Source organism: Caballeronia ptereochthonis (assembly GCF_001545075.1).
GTDB lineage: Bacteria > Pseudomonadota > Gammaproteobacteria > Burkholderiales > Burkholderiaceae > Caballeronia > Caballeronia ptereochthonis.
In genome coordinates this window covers 149,696-164,503 of record NZ_FCOB02000002.1, presented here as the reverse complement: position 1 = coordinate 164,503, position 14,808 = coordinate 149,696, and the positions used below count along the sequence as shown (strand labels likewise).

Below are 14,808 nucleotides of genomic sequence, written 5' to 3'. Positions count from 1 at the left end.
TTACGCACGCCGGCAGCAGAATCGCACCATGCACTCACGAGGAGTCGCCATGTATCAGACGATGGAAGGTAGCGCCAGGCCGCATCGCACGGCCGGATTTGTCGCTGAAGAAACGCAGGAAAGCGCGCCGGCCACGCAAGCCGAGTTGCTGCGCACGCTGCAGGGGGTGTCGGACAACATCATGCGTCTCGCGGGCAAGCTGCGCGCCGGGCGCAATCCCGCCGCCGACGACGCCGCGTCGATCACCGAGCAACACGCGCTTGCCCAACAGCTGATTGGCCGTCTCCTCGCGCTGCCCGCTTCGCAGTCTTGAGGCAGGCGTGAGGCAAATATAGGGAGCTGACGCGGGACCGGCTGCAAACCGCCCGCGTTCATCGCATCTGGAAGAAGAGAATGAACTACTTGACGATCATCGCAGCTGTCTGGGCGATCTGCGCGATTTGTGCGGTGCTGTTCATCCGCGGTGCGACCCGGCGCGATCAGGAGCCGCGGCGCGTGCGCGAGCCGAACGCCAAACGCTCGAAGGATTTCGGCCGCACGGTCTGAAGACCGCGCAGCCTCGAACCGGAAACCGGCGCGGCGCGAGCGCACGCCCCGCCGGGAGAACCGTAAAGCCGTTCCTCCCAATATTACTTCCCTGCGCTGATCGCGGAAACCGCGGCCCGCAAGCCCAGTAGATAGCTGTCCACGCCGAAGCCGGAAATCTGTCCCTTCGCGATCTCCGCGAACACCGACTTGTGGCGGAACTCCTCGCGCGCGTGCACGTGCGACATGTGCACTTCGATGATCGGCACGGTCAGGATGGCGAGCGCGTCGCGGATGGCGTAGCTGTAATGCGTCCACGCGCCCGCGTTGATCACGACCGCATCGACCTTTTCCTCGAACGCGCGATGGATGCGCGAGCACATCTCGCCTTCGCTGTTCGTCTGATAGCACTCCACTTCCACGCCCAGCTCCTTGCCGAGCGCGCTCAGGTCCGAGTCGATCTGCGCGAGCGTCGCCGTGCCGTACTGCTTCGGGTCACGCTTGCCGAACATGTTGAGGTTGACGCCGTGCAGCGTCAGGATCTTTGCCATGAAATTTCCTTCGATTGGAATGAAACGGGATGGTGAATGCGACTCAGGCGGTCTCGACGATCCTGCCGCTCGTCGCGGCAAGCACGATGGCCTCGGTGATCCGCAGATTCTGAAGCCCGTCGCGCGCGCTGACAATAGGCTCGGCCTCCCCGCGCGCCACGCGCCCGAAATGCTCCATCTGATGCGCGAGCGGATCGTCGCGCTGCATCGGCACGATGCTTTCCTCGAACGGCTTCCACCACGAGCGGTCGCCGGCCGCGGCGTAGGACTTGAGGCGCATCGTCGGCACGGACAGCGAGCCGAACGTGCCCGCGATCACGTAGCAGTCTTCGTCGGGATACGTCGAATATGCCTTGTTCTCCTGCGAGGTCTGCTCCCAGCTGCGCGGGCACGCGGCCGTGTCGGAGAGCATGAAGGTGCCGAGCGCGCCGCTCGCGAAACGCAGGTTGATGGCGACGGTATCCTCCACGGGAAAGCCGCGCGTCGCGTGCGATGCGAACGCCTGCACCGCGACGATGTCGCCGCACAGCATGCGCAGGTTGTGCACCTCGTGAATCATGTTGAGCAGGATCGGGCCGCCGCCCGGCTCCCGCCGCCAGGGTGCATCGGCATAGTACTCGTCGGGCTTGAAGAACACGGCACTGCCCATCACCGCGACGAGCTTGCCCAGACGCCCTTCGTCGATCACCTGCTTCGCGCGCGCCATGATCGGGCTGTGCGCGCGATGATGGCCGATCAGCATCTTCGCACCCGAACGCTCGACTTCATCCACGAGCGCCTGCGCTTCGGCGACGGTCGGCGCGATCGGCTTTTCCAGCAGCACCGGCACGCCCGCCGCAAGACAGATGCGCGCGTGCTCGACATGCAATTGATTCGGCGTGGCGAGCACGATGCCGTCGGGGCGATTCTTCGCGAGCAGCTCATCGAGCGTCCTGTAGAGCGGCACGCCCGCTTTCGCCGCAATAGCGGCGGCCGCGGGCGCCGGATCGACGATTGCGGAAAGCGTGCAGGTCGCGCTGTTCTGCGCAACGCCCATGTGCGCCTGGCCGATATAGCCCGCGCCTGCCACTGCGATGCGTGTCTTGCCTGAGTCTGTGTTCACTGGGATTCACCGGATGGATAAAAAGAGCGCGCACGAAGGCACGCGGACGGCGCGAGCCCGCGCCGCCGTGAGAGAACCATGGAGTTGGATCGAGCCGGTCCGCGACTTACGAAGCGCGCGCGTTCGCCACCGATTCCGCGCGCAGACGGTCGTACTCCGACTTCTCGACCGGCCGCGCATCCGGCTCGCCGAGCTGGCTGAGCGGAATGCGAAACGTCTCGCGCGCGCTCCATGCGGCGATTGCCGAGATGATCGTCACCGCGAGCGTGATCGTGCCGATCGTGAACGGGACGTTCGTCGATCCGGGCGGCGCGACGGTCGCGAAGAGCGCGGGCAGGAGCGCCGTGATGGTCGTGCCGATGTTCTGCGCGATGGCCATCGCGGAGACGCGCGTGCGCGTCGGGAAGAGTTCGGGATAGAAGCTCGGGAAGATCGCGTTGTAGCCCTGATAGACGATGCCCCACATCAGAAGCGACGCGACGATCGCCATGCCGACGCTATGAATGCTGATCGCGTAGAGATAGAGATACGACAGCAGGCCCGAGGCGATGGCGCCGACGATGACCGGCGGCTTGCGCCCGATCTTGTCCGACAGGTTGCCGACGAGCGGAATCACCACCACGGCAATGATGTTGCCCGCGACCGGAATCCACAGATAGACGCTCTTGTGAAAGCCGATGCCGTAGGCCGACTGCACCGCATAGGCCGCGCCGAAGATCGTCGCGACGACGGGAATCACGTTCATCAGCGCCATGCAGACGACGCGGATCATGTCGGGGAGGTTGTACTTGAAGGCGTCGACGATCGGCGAGCGCGGCACCGCGCCCTTCTCGCCCTCCCGCTCGAAAGCGGGCGTCTCGTGCACTTCGCGCCGGATGATGTAGCCCGCGATCAGCACAACCGCCGAGAGCAGGAACGGGATGCGCCAGCCCCACGAATTGAACGCCTCCTCCGGCATGTAGTACGCGAGCGGCAGGAACACGGCGGCGGCGAGAATCTGCCCCGCCTGCACGCCTTGCAGCGTGAAGCTTGCGAAATACCCGCGCCGCCCGAATGGCGAGTGCTCGAGGATCATCGAGCTCGCGCCGGAGATTTCCCCCGCGACCGCGAAGCCCTGGACCAGCCGCAGGATCACGAGCAGCGCCGGCGCGAGCATGCCGACGCTCTGATACGTCGGCAGCAGGCCGACGGCCATCGTGGAGAAGCCCATCAGGAACATGCACAGCACGAGCACGGTCTTGCGGCCGTGCGTGTCGCCCCAGTGGCCGAGCACGAACGCCCCGATCGGCCGCGCGACGTAGCCGACGCCATATGTCGCGAGCGACGCGACGATCGCGACCTTCGGGTTGCCGGAGGGAAAGAAAATCTGTGGGAAGATGAGCGATGCGGCCTGCGCGTAGATGAAGAAGTCGTAGTATTCGAGCGCGGAGCCTATCCAGCCGCTCGCGGTGGCCTTCTTCGTCTGCTTGCGATGCTCGGCGTGCGACCCGCCTTGTGCATCGGGCGAAAGAGAGTTCGTATCCATGACGTCTCCTGTCGACCGGAGTCGGCGCATGCGCGCCTTGCCCGGGTCTCATTCAAGGCTTTTTTTGGATCGTTCGACGGTTTTCTCCGGCCGTCATCACGACGATGCTCTTACATCGATATCACAGTTCTTCTTTGATCCCTCACCCGGCGACATCCGATGCGCCGTGCACAAGGGACGCCCATTCATGATCGCCCCTGAATGGAAAGCTTTCGATGAGGCAAAACCCGCGCGCCGCGTATGCGATGAAAGGCTTCGGCGTTAAATTACTATGTCTCGCCAAAAACATAATCGATCCTGGAGGAAAATCAGAATGCGCTCCGAGCGAATAATCCGCTGGCTCGAAAGCCGGGCGAGGCGAAATCTGCCTAAAGCTTGTGCACATGCGGCCGTAAACACGATCACCGGCGGTGAGGGCATCGCCGCCGTCCTCCATCGCGTCCGCTCCCCCGTATGTCAGGCAACCCGTCCTTGATCGAATCCATTCTGGCCACGCCGGCGGCAGGGGACGGGCAAATCACGGCCGCCATTCGCGCATCGCTGCTCTCGACGCTCGTCGAGGACATCCGTCCGCTGCTGCTGTCCGGCGTCTCCAGTGCGTTCGTCGCGGTCATCGCGCTCGGGCGCCTGCACGCGCTCTGGACGATTCTCTGGGTCGCGGGCGATGCGCTGCTGCTCGCGGTGCGCGTCGGCATCGTGTGCCGCTACCGCGCGCTCAGCCGGCCGAGCGCGCCGCATCCCGCGCCATGGGCCGCGCGCTATGCGCCGTTCGCCCTCGCGATGTGTCTCGTGACCGGCCTCGGCACGATGGCCTGCGTGGTCTCGGGCGATGCCGTGCTGGCAGCGCTCGCCATCATGGTGACGGCGGGGCTGCTCGGCGGCATCGCGTCGCGCAACGCGGGCACGCCGCATCTGGCGATCGCGCAGGTATGCCTGGGCGCGGTGCCGATCGGCGTCGGCGCGCTTTTCGGGCCGGCAGGCTACTGGATTCTCGTGCCGCCGCTCTTTCTCTATATCGGCGCGATGTGCGCGGTCGTGCACCGTCACTACCACGGCCTCGTCGCGCTGATGACCGCCGAGCAAGGCCACGCCGAAATCGCCGCGCGCTTCGACGCCGCGCTCGCGCACATGCCGCACGGCCTGTGCACCGTGGATGCGTCGGGCAAGGTCATCATCGCGAATCGCAAGGCGGCGGAGCTGTTCGGCGCGACCGTCGAGATGCTGCGCATGAACGTGCCCCTGCCGGATTTCATCGGATTCGTCGGGCTCGCGAAGTTCGGCGAGACGCTGCGCGCGCAGGTTTCCGAACGCTGCACGCAATGGCTCAGGGAAGGCAATCTGCCGCTCGATCTGCAACTCTGCGATGGCCGGCAGCTCGAGCTGAGCCGCAATCCGGTGCCGGACGGCAGCGCGGTGATCATCATCGAGGACGTGACGGAGCGCCGCAAGAACGAGGCGAAGATCCTGCACTGGGCGCATCACGATTCGCTCACGGGCCTGCCGAATCGCCGCTATCTCGGCGATCACGCCGAACGCCTGATGGCGGGCGGCGCCGGGCGCGAAAAGGTGCTGGTGATGTACGTCGATCTCGACGGCTTCAAGCGCGTGAATGACTCGCACGGCCACAACGCGGGCGACGAGCTGCTGCGGCTCGTCGCCGACCGCCTGCGCAACGCGATGCGGCGCGGCGAGCTGGCCGCGCGCCTCGGCGGCGACGAATTCGCGATCGTCGCGACGTATATCGCGGACGCATCGAGCGTGGCGTTCGTGCAGAAGATCATTCGCGAGTTGTCGGCGCCCTACACGCTCGCCGGCAGACAGACCGTGCGCGTGGGCGTGAGCGCCGGCATTGCGCTTGCCCGGCCGGGCGAATTGTTCGAAAGCGCGTTGAAGCGCGCCGATGCCGCGCTTTACGAGGTGAAGACGCAGGAACGCGGCGCATACCGGTTCTCCGATCAGGACAGCCCGCCGGCGAGCAACGAAGAACAGGCGGTCGTCGCGCAGGAGCACAGAACCCGTTCCTGGTAAAGCTCGCCGTTTGCCGTTGCACGCTGCGTGACGAAGCGTCAAACGTTCGTATAGGCGCGCCGAGTCGTTCGTAGAATGGTGGGCGCGCGTGCGCTTCCTTAAGCTGACTTCAGGGTCACGCACAGGGAGCGCATCATGAGCGACGCATCGACACGCAGGCTGTTATCGGGCTGTGCCGCCGTGCTGGCGTTCGGTGCATGGTATTCGGTCAACGCGCCGCATGACTGGAGCGCGCTCGACCGCGCGGGCTACGACACGGAACTGCCGCTGGAGCGCATCGCGCTCGGCGAAGAGGCTGCGACGTCCATCGAGACGCCGCAACGATAAACGCGGCCAGCGCCGCTACGCGCGCGGCGGCGTGGACGCGCCCTGCGGCATCTTCACGCCGAGCGCCTCGGCCTTCAGCACGAGATCGGCGAGCGAGCGCGCCGCCATCTTCTTCATCGCCTGGCCGCGATGAATCTTCACGGTGATCTCGCTCAGGTTCATCTCCGCCGCAATCTGCTTGTTCATCAGACCGGATACGACGAACGCCATGACCTCGCGCTCGCGCGGCGTGAGCGTTTCGTACGAGCGCCGCAAGTCCGCCACCGAGCGGCTCGCCGTGCGCCTTTGCGCGTCGCTTTCGAGCGCCTGCGCGACGGCATCGAGCATGTCCTGGTCGCGAAACGGCTTCGCGAGAAAGTCCCTGGCGCCGGCCTTCATCGCCTTCACGGTCATCGCGATGTCGCCGTGCGCGGTCATGAAGACGATCGGCAGGCCGAGCTGGCTCGCCGCGATCTGCTCCTGCACCGCGAGGCCGCTCTGCCCTTTCAGACGCACGTCGAGGATCAGGCAGCTCGGCACGTCCGGCATGTCGTAGGCGAGGAACTCGTGCGCGGACGCGAACGTCATCGCGCTCAATCCGACCGAGCGCAGCAGCATGCTGAGCGCATCGCGCATCGAATCGTCGTCGTCGACCACGTAGACCATCGCGCCGTTCGGTTTCGTGTCCGCGCCGCTGTCAGTGCTCATCGTCTCCCCCTTCGTTCTCGGGCAGCACGAAGCGCAAGCGCGCGCCGCCTTCAGCGGGCGCTTCCGCCCATATCCTGCCGCCGTGCGCCTCGATGATGGAACGGCAAATCGACAAGCCCATGCCCATGCCTTCGGCCTTCGTCGTGAAGAACGCATCGAAGAGCCGGCGGGCGTTTTCTTCGCTGATGCCCGTGCCCGAATCCTGCACGGTGATTTCGGCGTAGCCGGGCTCGCCCCGGCTGTCGCCCGTCGCGATCCGCAACGTGCGCGGCCCGGCCACGCCGGACATCGCCTGGGCGGCGTTCATGATCAGATTGATGAGCACCTGCTGCAACTGCACGCGATCGCAGCGCACCGTGGGCGACGGCATCGCGAGATCGGTGCGCACCTCCACGCGATGACGCGCCAGCTCGCGCCGCACGAGTTCGATCGTCTCGCCGACGATCTCGTTCATCTCCAGCGTCGCGGGCTGGCTGTCGCGCTTTCTCGCCATGGCGCGGATGCGCGCGATGACTTCGCTCGCGCGCCTGGCATCGCGAATCATCTGCGTGATCGATTGCTGCGCTTCCGCGATGTCCGGTTTCTCGCGGCCGAGCCAGCGCAAGCCGGCGTCGCCGCAGGTGACGATGGCGGCCATCGGCTGCGTGACTTCATGCGCGATCGACGCGGCGAGCTCGCCCAGCATCGTGACGCGCGTCACGTGCGCGAGCTCGGCGGTGGAACGCGCGAGCGCCTCCTGCGCGAGCTTGGTTTCAGTGACGTCCATCAGCGCGCCGACGTACTCGTCGCCGTCGGCTTCCGTGGATGCCCGATGCGCGACGAAATGCACATGCTTGACGGAGCCATCCGGAAGCAGCAGCCGATGCTCGACGTCGATTTCGCGCGCGCCGCTCATCGCCGATTCGTGCGCGCCGCGCACGATCGCGATGTCGTCGGGATGCGTGCGTGCGAGGATCGCGTCGATGGATGGCGCGATATCGCGCGAATGATCGAAGATGCGATACGCCTCGTCCGACCACCACATCGTGCCGGCGGGCAGGCGCGTCGCGATGCTGCCCGTACGCGAGAGGCGCTGCGCGTCGAGCAGGAACGCCTCGCTGCGCTTCAGCGCATGCTCGGCCTGCTTGCGCGCCTCGATATCGGTGTTGACGCCGTACCAGCGCAGGATCGCGCCGGTCGCGTCGCGCAACGGCTCGGCGCCGAGATGCATCCAGCGGTAGAGGCCGTCGCCGCCGCGAATGCGCGAGACGTTCTCGAACGGCGTGCCCGCCGCGATCGCGGCTTGCCAGTCGCGCTGCATCTGCGCGAAATCGGCGGGGTGCACGATCGTGCGCCACACGTCGCCGCCGCCTTCGTCGAGCGTCACGCCGAGATCGTTCCAGCGGCGGTTGATGAAGATGAGCCGGCCATCCGACGACGAGCTCCACACCATGCCGGGAATCGCGTCGATCGTCTTGCGCAGCTCCTCGCGCTGGCGCTGGAGCTCGGCTTCCATGCGTTTGCGCTGGGTGATGTCGTTGCTCGTCGCAAGCACGGCGCGCGGCATGCCTTTGGCGTCGCGCAGCAACGCGGCGCGGCTCGCGATGACGATCTCGCCGCCGTCATGCCGCACGCGCGTGATCTCGCCGTCCCAGCGGCCCGAGCGCAGCAGCTCCGCGCGAATCTGCGCGTGCGGCACGGGCGAGGTCGATTGCGTCATGCGATGAATCGGCTGGCCGAGCGCCTCTCGCGCCGGGAAACCGTAGAGCGCCTCGGCGCCGCGATTCCAGAACGTGATGCGGTCGTTCATGTCGTGCGCGACGATCGCATCGTGCGTGAGATTGAGCAGTTCCAGCTGCTCCTGCATCTTCGTGGTGGCGGCCTGATTGCGCAGCGTGAGGATTGCGGTCGTGACGATCGCGACCAGGCTCACCGCGCAGCGCGCGAGCGCGCCGCTCGACACCTGCTCGTCGTGCGAGAGGATGAAGCCGATGAGCGTCAGCAGGACGCAGCCCCACGCGGTGGTGACGGTCGCGGTGCGATTGCCCGTCGATGCGACGAGCAGCACGACGACCACGTAAAGCACCGCGATCGCGATATCGAGCGGCGTGAGCGCGTCGATCAGGAACACGGCGAGGCCGATGACCACCGCGAGAATCGACACGATGCGGGCATCGGGACGCCCCGCGCGCGGCGCGCTCTGGAACGTCTCCATCACGGCCGAGCGGACGCCGGCGGATGATTACGAACGACGAACGAAACGAGCGACATGGTCATATGCCTTCGAACAAGCGTTCGTTGAGAAATATCGCGGCCTGCGCGCCGCGACAAGGCATGCGCGCGGGCCGGATTACGCTGTGATTCTAATCCTTCCAAAAGCCTTGCTGGATGCGCTCGAGGCAATCGGCGACGGCGGTTCCGTCGACGGGCTTGCTCAGAAAGCACACGGCGCCGCCGTCGAGCGCCTGGCGGCGCGCGGCATCCGACGCGAAAGCGGTAATGAACACGACCGGCACGCCGAGCCCGAGCTCGCGCAGGCGCTGCTGCAGTTGCAGGCCGGACATGCCGGGCATGTTGAGATCGGTGATGACGCAGGCGAGGCCGTCGAGCGAATCGGTGTCGAGAAACGCTTCCGCCGACGCATACAGGCTGACCGCCCAGCCGAGCGAGCGCAGCAGGCTGGAGGAGGCGACGCGGACGGATTCGTCATCGTCGATCACGGAGACTCTTGAAGGCGATTGCAAGGGCGTTGTCCTGGACCGTGCGTGAAGTTCGGCGGGCATGGGACTGGTCCACCGCCTGGATGGAAGCTATCTTACGCACGCGGCGATGACCGGGAAATCATATGTACGTATAGGTTGAAGCGCCCGCTTTCATCCAGCGGCCGGAAAGCGCCTCCTGCACGTTGTCCGCCGAGGCCGTATATTTCCCCTCTGCCACTCAGGGAACCTTCATGTCGACGTCAACATCGACCGCACTCGACGGCGCGAAGCGCATCGAGCTCACACGCGGCCTGATCGCGCTCTTCGCGTTCTGCTGCGGCGCCATCGTCGCGAATCTCTATTACGCGCAGCCGATCACCGAACTCATCGCGCCCGATCTGCACATGGCGGGCGGCATGGCGAGCCTCATCGTCTCGCTCACGCAGATCGGCTACGCGCTCGGCCTGTTCTTCATCGTGCCGCTCGGCGATCTGCTGGAAAACCGCAAGCTCATGATCGCGACCGCGCTCGTCTCGATCGCGAGCCTCGCGGCCGCCGCGTTCGCGCACGCGCCCGGCTGGTTCCTCGTGATCTCGCTCCTGATCGGCTTCTCGTCGGTGGCCGTGCAGATCCTGATTCCGCTCGCGGCGCACCTCGCGCCGGACGAATCGCGCGGCAAGGTCGTCGGCACGATCATGAGCGGGCTTCTGCTCGGCATTCTGCTGTCCCGGCCGATCTCGAGTCTCGTTGCGGGCCACTTCGGCTGGCGCGCGATGTTCGGCGCCGCCGCCGTGCTGATGGTCGTCATCACGACCGTGCTCACGCTCACGATCCCGCGCCGCCAGCCGAGCCACCAGGCGACCTATTTCCAGCTGATCGGCTCGCTCGGCCATCTCGTGCGCACCATGCCGGTGCTGCGTCATCGCTCGCTCTATCAGGCGCTGATGTTCGCGTCGTTCAGTCTCTTCTGGACCGCGGTTCCCGTCGAGCTCACGCGCCATTACGGGCTGACGCAGACGGCCATCGGCATCTTCGCGCTCATCGGGGCGACGGGCGCGACGTCCGCGCCGATCGCCGGGCGTCTCGCCGATGCAGGCCACACCGTGCGCGCGACCTTCATCGCGCTCGTTCTCGCCGCGCTCGCGTATCTGCCCGTCGTGATCCATCCCGCGTGGGGCGTGGGCGCGCTCGTCGTGACGGGCATCGTGCTCGACTTCGCCGTGCAGATGAACATGGTGCTCGGCCAGCGCGAGATCTACGCACTGCATGCATCGAGCCGCAACCGGCTGAACGCTGTCTATATGACGAGTATCTTCGTCGGCGGCGCATTCGGCTCGGCGTTCGCGAGCCCGCTCTATGAACATGGCGGCTGGACGTTCGTCGCGCTCGTCGCCACGGCGTTTCCGCTGGTCGCGCTGGCGCATTTCCTTCTGATCGGGCGGCATCACGCGGCACATCACTGAGTCGCGCGCCTATACGCACGGATGAACCGCCTGTATCCGCGGCTGATGGCGTGAAGCGCTCGGCGAACGAATCTTCGTGGAATTCCTTGCGAGATCGCTCACGGAGAAGTTACCGCTCAGGGCTCAGGGCTTGGGAATGCGGATGCGGCTGATCATCAGCGAGCCCGAGACCGCATAGACGAGCACGAGCGGATGCAGCGTGAAGGCGCCGATGCGCCACGCGCCGAACCACATGCTCTCGCCGATCGCGCCCATCCACGCGCCGAGGGTCAGCAGGAGCACGATCAGGAACGAGGTGGGAATCGGCGTGCCTTCGAAGTGCGTGACCTTGCCGCTGCCGCCCGACATCTCTTCCGCCGTCACGTTGTAGCGCGCGAGACGCGACACGCCGCATGCGACGAAATACGCCAGAATCACGCGGTCATAGAGGCCGCGCATGCCGAACCCATAGCCGATGATCGCCGGCGCGACGCCGAAGGAGATCACGTCGGCGAGCGAATCCAGTTCCTTCCCCAGCAGCGACGCCTTCTGGCGCCAGCGCGCGATGCGACCGTCGAGCACGTCGAACACCAGCGCCGCGAACACCAGCGCGCAGGCGAGATAGATATGCACGACGTCGGAATCGTCGAGGTAGGACATCGACGAGAACAGCGCGCCCGTGCCGCATACCGCGTTGCCCAGCGTGAACCAGTCGGCCAGGTGGAAATCGCGGATCATCGAGAATCGTTTCATTCGTTTCTGTTTCGTGACGGTCGAGCAGCGTCCGACGCGGGCGCCGCCTGGTCTCTCAAGTCTATCATCGCACCCTCTTTCGACAGCACGCCGCATGCCCGCAAACCTGTACGCGAACGTACAGGTTTGCGTTATAATGCACGGCATCGACCGCCGCACTCTAGATGTCCGTCATGTCCTCGACCAAGCCCGCGCGGCTCACCATCCGCGACGCCGCCGAGCGGCTGCAAGTCACGCCGCGCACGCTCAAGTACTACGAAGAGCGCGGGCTCGTCACGCCCACGCGCAGCGAGGGCCGCTACCGGCTCTATAGCGAGCAGGATCTCGAGTTGTTCGCGCGCATCCTGCGCCTGCGCTCGCTTGGCTTTTCGCTGCAGGGCATCGTCGAGATGCTGAAGCGCCCCGTGGAAACGCTCGGCGAAGGCCGCACGGGCTATTCCGCCTCGTCGCTGCGCGAGATAGAACAGGCGCTTTCGCAGCAAATCGAAGCCGTGGATGCGCGCATCGCAGCCGTGCGCCGCGAGCTCAAGGAAGCGCAGGCGGTGCGCAGCGAGCTTTCCAGCGACCTCGACTATTTGCGCCGCAGAATCGCGGGCGAGAGCCAGGAAACGCTGCTTCAGGAACGGCTGGCCGCGCGCAAGGCGCGCAAAGCGAAAAGCGCCAGGGGCGATGACGAATGATCGCCGCGTCGACCAGATATCCGAAGGCGATTGCCGAGCGCTTGCGCGCCGACTCCTTCGCGTGGGCGATTGCGCTCGCGACCGGCCTGGACTACTTCGACAATTCCATCTTTTCCTTTTTCACGAGCTATATCGCGGGCGGCATCAATGCGTCGTCGGACGAGCTGGTCTGGGCTTCGAGCGCGTATGCAGTCGCGTCCGTGCTCGGCATCCTGCAGCAGCAGTGGTGGATCGAGCGCATCGGCAACCGGCGCTATATCGCCGGATGCCTGCTGCTCTTCGCGGCGGGCGCGCTTGCGGCCACGCTGTCCGAATCAGCGATCGAACTCGCCCTCGCGCGCGGATTCCAGGGCTATTTCATCGGCCCGATGATGAGCGCGGCGCGCATCCTGATCCAGACCCGCTTCACGCCGCAGCAGCGCCCGAAAGCGACGCGCCGCTTTCTCAACATGATCCTGCTCGGCAGCGCGCTCGCGCCCTTGTGCGGCGGCTATCTCGTCGCGTGGGTCGGCTGGCGTGCGCTCTTCACGTGCAGCGCGTTCGCGGGCGTCGTGCTCGGCGTGCTGGCGTTCCTCGCCGTGCCCTCCGCGGGGCGCGTTCATCCCGAGGAACGCGGCGACACGCATTTCTGGCCGTACATCATCTTCGCGTTCGCGCAGGGCGCGCTGCAGATCGTCATGCAGCAAGTGCGCTTCGAGCTCTTCAGCGGCTCGCCCGAACTGATCGTCCTGACCGCCGCCGGCCTGCTTTCGCTCGGCTGGTTCGTGTGGCACCAGTGGCATCACCCGAGGCCGCTCCTGCGCCTGCATGCGCTGCGCGAGAAGACGTTTCAGGTGGGCATCGTCCTGTACATCGCGTTCTACTACATCAGCAACGCGATGAGCTTTCTCGTCTCGCGCCTGCTCGAAGGCGGCTTGAGCTATCCGGTGGAAAACGCCGGGCGGCTCGTCGGATTCACGTCGATGCTGTCGCTCGCGATGGCCGTCGTGTATTTCCGTTACTCGTCGCGCATCAAGCACAAGAAATGGCTGATCACGACCGGCTTCCTGCTGGCCGCCTTTGTCGGTACATGGATGATCAACATGCCGCCCGACGTCAGCATGCCGTGGCTCATCCTGCCGATGATCCTGCGCGGCATGCTGCTGCTCTTCATCGCGCTGCCGGTGGCCAATCTCACGTTCCGCGTGTTCGCCATCGATGAATACAGCCACGGCTATCGCTTCAAGAACATCGTCAAGCAGCTGACGTACTCCTTCTCGACGGCGACCATCATCATTCTGGAGCAGCATCGCGTCGCGCTGCATCAGACGCGGCTCGTCGAAGCGGTCAATCCGTACAACCCGATCTTCCAGAGCGCGTATCAGGGGCTCGTCGGCGGCTTCCAGAACATGGGGCACGGCGCTTCCGAAGCGAAAGGCCTGGCGCTCGTCGAGATCAGCCGCATCGTCACACAGCAGGCGAACTTCCTCAGTTCGCTGGATGGCTTCTACTACATCATCGGCGTCGCGCTCTGCGCAAGCGTGATCGCGATATGGCAGAAGAAAATCGATTGACCGTCTCAGAGCAAAGAAAGTGGACACACTCAGCAGCATGCGGATGTTCGTTCGCGTAGCCGAAGAAGGCAGCTTCACCGCCGCCGCGCTGCGCATGGATACCTCGACGGCCGCGACATCGCGCGCCATCGCCGCGCTGGAGGCGCATCTCAACGCGCGGCTCCTGCATCGCAGCACGCGGCGCGTGACGCTGACCGAAGCGGGCAGGCGCTATCTGCAACGTTGCGAGCAGATCCTCGCCTGCGTCGATCAGGCGGAAGCCGAAGCCGCCGACGCGCGAGTGCGTCCTTCCGGCCAGTTGCGCATCCACGCATCGACGAGCCTCGGTCAGTCCTATGTCGTGCCCGCCATCGTGCGCTATCAGGAGCAGCATCCGGCCGTCTCGATCGACCTGACGCTCTCGCAGCACACGCCGGATATCATCGACGAAGGCTACGATCTCACGGTGCAGGCGAGCGTCGCCGAATTGCCCGATTCGAGCCTCGTCGCGCAACGGCTCGGCACGGTGCACAGCGTGCTGTGCGCGTCGCCCGGCTATTTGCGCGAGCATGGCGCGCCACGCACGCTGGATGACCTCTCGCGTCATCCGTGCTATCAGCTCGTCTCCACGATCTTTCCGCGCGACTACTGGACCTTCGAAGGCCCCAACGGAACGGAAGTCTTTCCTCTCGCGAGGGCGAACTTCGGCGTAAATGTCGCGGGGGCGCTGGCCGTCGCGCTGCGCGAAGGCGTGGGCATCGGCGCATTGCCGATGTCGACGGCGGGCGCCGCGTTGAAAAGCGGCGCACTCGTGCGCGTGCTGCCGGAATATCGTCTGCAATCGCTGACGCTTCACGCGCTGTATCCGTCACGTCAGTATCTCAATGCGAAGGTGAGGACCTTCGTCGAGTTCATCAGGGATTTCTTTCCGCACATCCTGGCAAGCGACGCCGCGGAGCTCGGCTGACCGGTGGT

General features: G+C 65.6%; 15 protein-coding genes. 8 read left to right on the top strand and 7 right to left on the bottom strand.

Translation table 11 applies throughout. From position 1 onward, the window contains the following. Window positions 1–49: 49 nt before the first annotated feature. Both AWB83_RS02745 and AWB83_RS36665 read left to right on the top strand, forming a co-directional pair. The gene (locus tag AWB83_RS02745; RefSeq protein ID WP_087042715.1) at window positions 50–313 is read left to right on the top strand and encodes a hypothetical protein; all 264 of its coding nucleotides are present in this window, start codon (window positions 50–52) and stop codon (window positions 311–313) included. 80 nt (window positions 314–393) lie between these two features. After that, on the top strand, window positions 394–546 hold the full coding sequence (locus tag AWB83_RS36665) for a hypothetical protein (RefSeq protein WP_167389054.1): 153 nt from the start codon (window positions 394–396) through the stop codon (window positions 544–546). A gap of 83 nt (window positions 547–629) precedes the next feature. Here the strand turns inward: AWB83_RS36665 and aroQ are convergent, their stop codons facing one another. From aroQ to AWB83_RS02730, 3 genes are all read right to left on the bottom strand, one after another. Continuing rightward, window positions 630–1,076 carry a type II 3-dehydroquinate dehydratase gene (gene aroQ, locus AWB83_RS02740; protein WP_087042714.1) on the bottom strand — a complete coding sequence of 149 codons (447 nt, stop codon included), beginning with the start codon at window positions 1,074–1,076 and terminating at the stop codon, window positions 630–632. A 43-nt stretch (window positions 1,077–1,119) separates the two neighbouring features. Beyond that, window positions 1,120–2,178: a Gfo/Idh/MocA family protein gene (locus AWB83_RS02735; RefSeq protein ID WP_279629070.1), complete on the bottom strand. Its 1,059-nt coding sequence runs from the start codon at window positions 2,176–2,178 to the stop codon at window positions 1,120–1,122. Between the two features lie 106 nt (window positions 2,179–2,284). After that, entirely contained in the window at window positions 2,285–3,703 is a 1,419-nt protein-coding gene (locus AWB83_RS02730; protein WP_087042712.1) for an MFS transporter, read from the bottom strand. A gap of 453 nt (window positions 3,704–4,156) precedes the next feature. Between AWB83_RS02730 and AWB83_RS02725 the strand changes: the two genes are divergently transcribed. Next, window positions 4,157–5,731, top strand: a complete 1,575-nt coding sequence (locus tag AWB83_RS02725) for a sensor domain-containing diguanylate cyclase (protein ID WP_087042711.1) — start codon at window positions 4,157–4,159, stop codon at window positions 5,729–5,731. Between the two features lie 135 nt (window positions 5,732–5,866). After that, a complete protein-coding gene (locus AWB83_RS02720) occupies window positions 5,867–6,058 on the top strand; it encodes a hypothetical protein (RefSeq protein ID WP_087042710.1) in 192 nt (63 codons plus the stop codon). 15 nt (window positions 6,059–6,073) lie between these two features. Here the strand turns inward: AWB83_RS02720 and AWB83_RS02715 are convergent, their stop codons facing one another. The 3 genes from AWB83_RS02715 to AWB83_RS02705 form a co-directional block, all read right to left on the bottom strand. After that, the gene (locus AWB83_RS02715; RefSeq protein WP_087042709.1) at window positions 6,074–6,745 is read right to left on the bottom strand and encodes a response regulator transcription factor; all 672 of its coding nucleotides are present in this window, start codon (window positions 6,743–6,745) and stop codon (window positions 6,074–6,076) included. Beyond that, a complete protein-coding gene (locus AWB83_RS02710) occupies window positions 6,735–8,939 on the bottom strand; it encodes a PAS domain-containing sensor histidine kinase (RefSeq protein ID WP_087042708.1) in 2,205 nt (734 codons plus the stop codon). The genes AWB83_RS02715 and AWB83_RS02710 overlap by 11 nt, the downstream gene beginning before the upstream one ends. Window positions 8,940–9,087: 148 nt before the next feature. Beyond that, window positions 9,088–9,444 carry a response regulator transcription factor gene (locus AWB83_RS02705; protein ID WP_087042707.1) on the bottom strand — a complete coding sequence of 119 codons (357 nt, stop codon included), beginning with the start codon at window positions 9,442–9,444 and terminating at the stop codon, window positions 9,088–9,090. Window positions 9,445–9,677: 233 nt separating this feature from the next. Here AWB83_RS02705 and AWB83_RS02700 point away from each other — a divergent pair, with 233 nt between their 5' ends. Then, on the top strand, window positions 9,678–10,889 hold the full coding sequence (locus tag AWB83_RS02700) for an MFS transporter (RefSeq protein ID WP_087042706.1): 1,212 nt from the start codon (window positions 9,678–9,680) through the stop codon (window positions 10,887–10,889). Between the two features lie 123 nt (window positions 10,890–11,012). Here AWB83_RS02700 and pssA read toward each other — a convergent pair whose 3' ends face one another. Further along, complete coding sequence (pssA, locus tag AWB83_RS02695) at window positions 11,013–11,621, bottom strand: CDP-diacylglycerol--serine O-phosphatidyltransferase (RefSeq protein WP_087042705.1); 609 nt, start codon at window positions 11,619–11,621, stop codon at window positions 11,013–11,015. Window positions 11,622–11,794: 173 nt separating this feature from the next. On the opposite strand from pssA, the gene AWB83_RS02690 reads away from it, so the two are divergent. Genes AWB83_RS02690 through AWB83_RS02680 form a run of 3 tightly spaced genes read left to right on the top strand, consistent with a single transcriptional unit; the run spans window position 11,795 to window position 14,800 of the window. Beyond that, complete coding sequence (locus AWB83_RS02690) at window positions 11,795–12,301, top strand: MerR family transcriptional regulator (protein WP_087042852.1); 507 nt, start codon at window positions 11,795–11,797, stop codon at window positions 12,299–12,301. After that, window positions 12,298–13,854 (top strand): MFS transporter, encoded by a 1,557-nt coding sequence (locus AWB83_RS02685; RefSeq protein WP_087042704.1) that lies wholly within the window; start codon window positions 12,298–12,300, stop codon window positions 13,852–13,854. The genes AWB83_RS02690 and AWB83_RS02685 overlap by 4 nt, the downstream gene beginning before the upstream one ends. A gap of 19 nt (window positions 13,855–13,873) precedes the next feature. Beyond that, on the top strand, window positions 13,874–14,800 hold the full coding sequence (locus AWB83_RS02680) for a LysR family transcriptional regulator (protein ID WP_087042703.1): 927 nt from the start codon (window positions 13,874–13,876) through the stop codon (window positions 14,798–14,800). Window positions 14,801–14,808: the final 8 nt, after the last annotated feature.

Excerpts from the sequence above, each read along its gene's own strand:
- AWB83_RS02745 (WP_087042715.1), top strand. The coding sequence starts at position 50 with ATGTATCAGACGATGGAAGGTAGCGCCAGGCCGCATCGCACGGCCGGA.
- AWB83_RS36665 (WP_167389054.1), top strand. The coding sequence starts at position 394 with ATGAACTACTTGACGATCATCGCAGCTGTCTGGGCGATCTGCGCGATT.
- aroQ (WP_087042714.1), bottom strand. The coding sequence starts at position 1,076 with ATGGCAAAGATCCTGACGCTGCACGGCGTCAACCTCAACATGTTCGGC.
- AWB83_RS02730 (WP_087042712.1), bottom strand. The coding sequence starts at position 3,703 with ATGGATACGAACTCTCTTTCGCCCGATGCACAAGGCGGGTCGCACGCC.
- AWB83_RS02725 (WP_087042711.1), top strand. The coding sequence starts at position 4,157 with ATGTCAGGCAACCCGTCCTTGATCGAATCCATTCTGGCCACGCCGGCG.
- AWB83_RS02720 (WP_087042710.1), top strand. The coding sequence starts at position 5,867 with ATGAGCGACGCATCGACACGCAGGCTGTTATCGGGCTGTGCCGCCGTG.
- AWB83_RS02715 (WP_087042709.1), bottom strand. The coding sequence starts at position 6,745 with ATGAGCACTGACAGCGGCGCGGACACGAAACCGAACGGCGCGATGGTC.
- AWB83_RS02710 (WP_087042708.1), bottom strand. The coding sequence starts at position 8,939 with ATGGAGACGTTCCAGAGCGCGCCGCGCGCGGGGCGTCCCGATGCCCGC.
- AWB83_RS02700 (WP_087042706.1), top strand. The coding sequence starts at position 9,678 with ATGTCGACGTCAACATCGACCGCACTCGACGGCGCGAAGCGCATCGAG.
- pssA (WP_087042705.1), bottom strand. The coding sequence starts at position 11,621 with ATGAAACGATTCTCGATGATCCGCGATTTCCACCTGGCCGACTGGTTC.
- AWB83_RS02690 (WP_087042852.1), top strand. The coding sequence starts at position 11,795 with ATGTCCTCGACCAAGCCCGCGCGGCTCACCATCCGCGACGCCGCCGAG.
- AWB83_RS02685 (WP_087042704.1), top strand. The coding sequence starts at position 12,298 with ATGATCGCCGCGTCGACCAGATATCCGAAGGCGATTGCCGAGCGCTTG.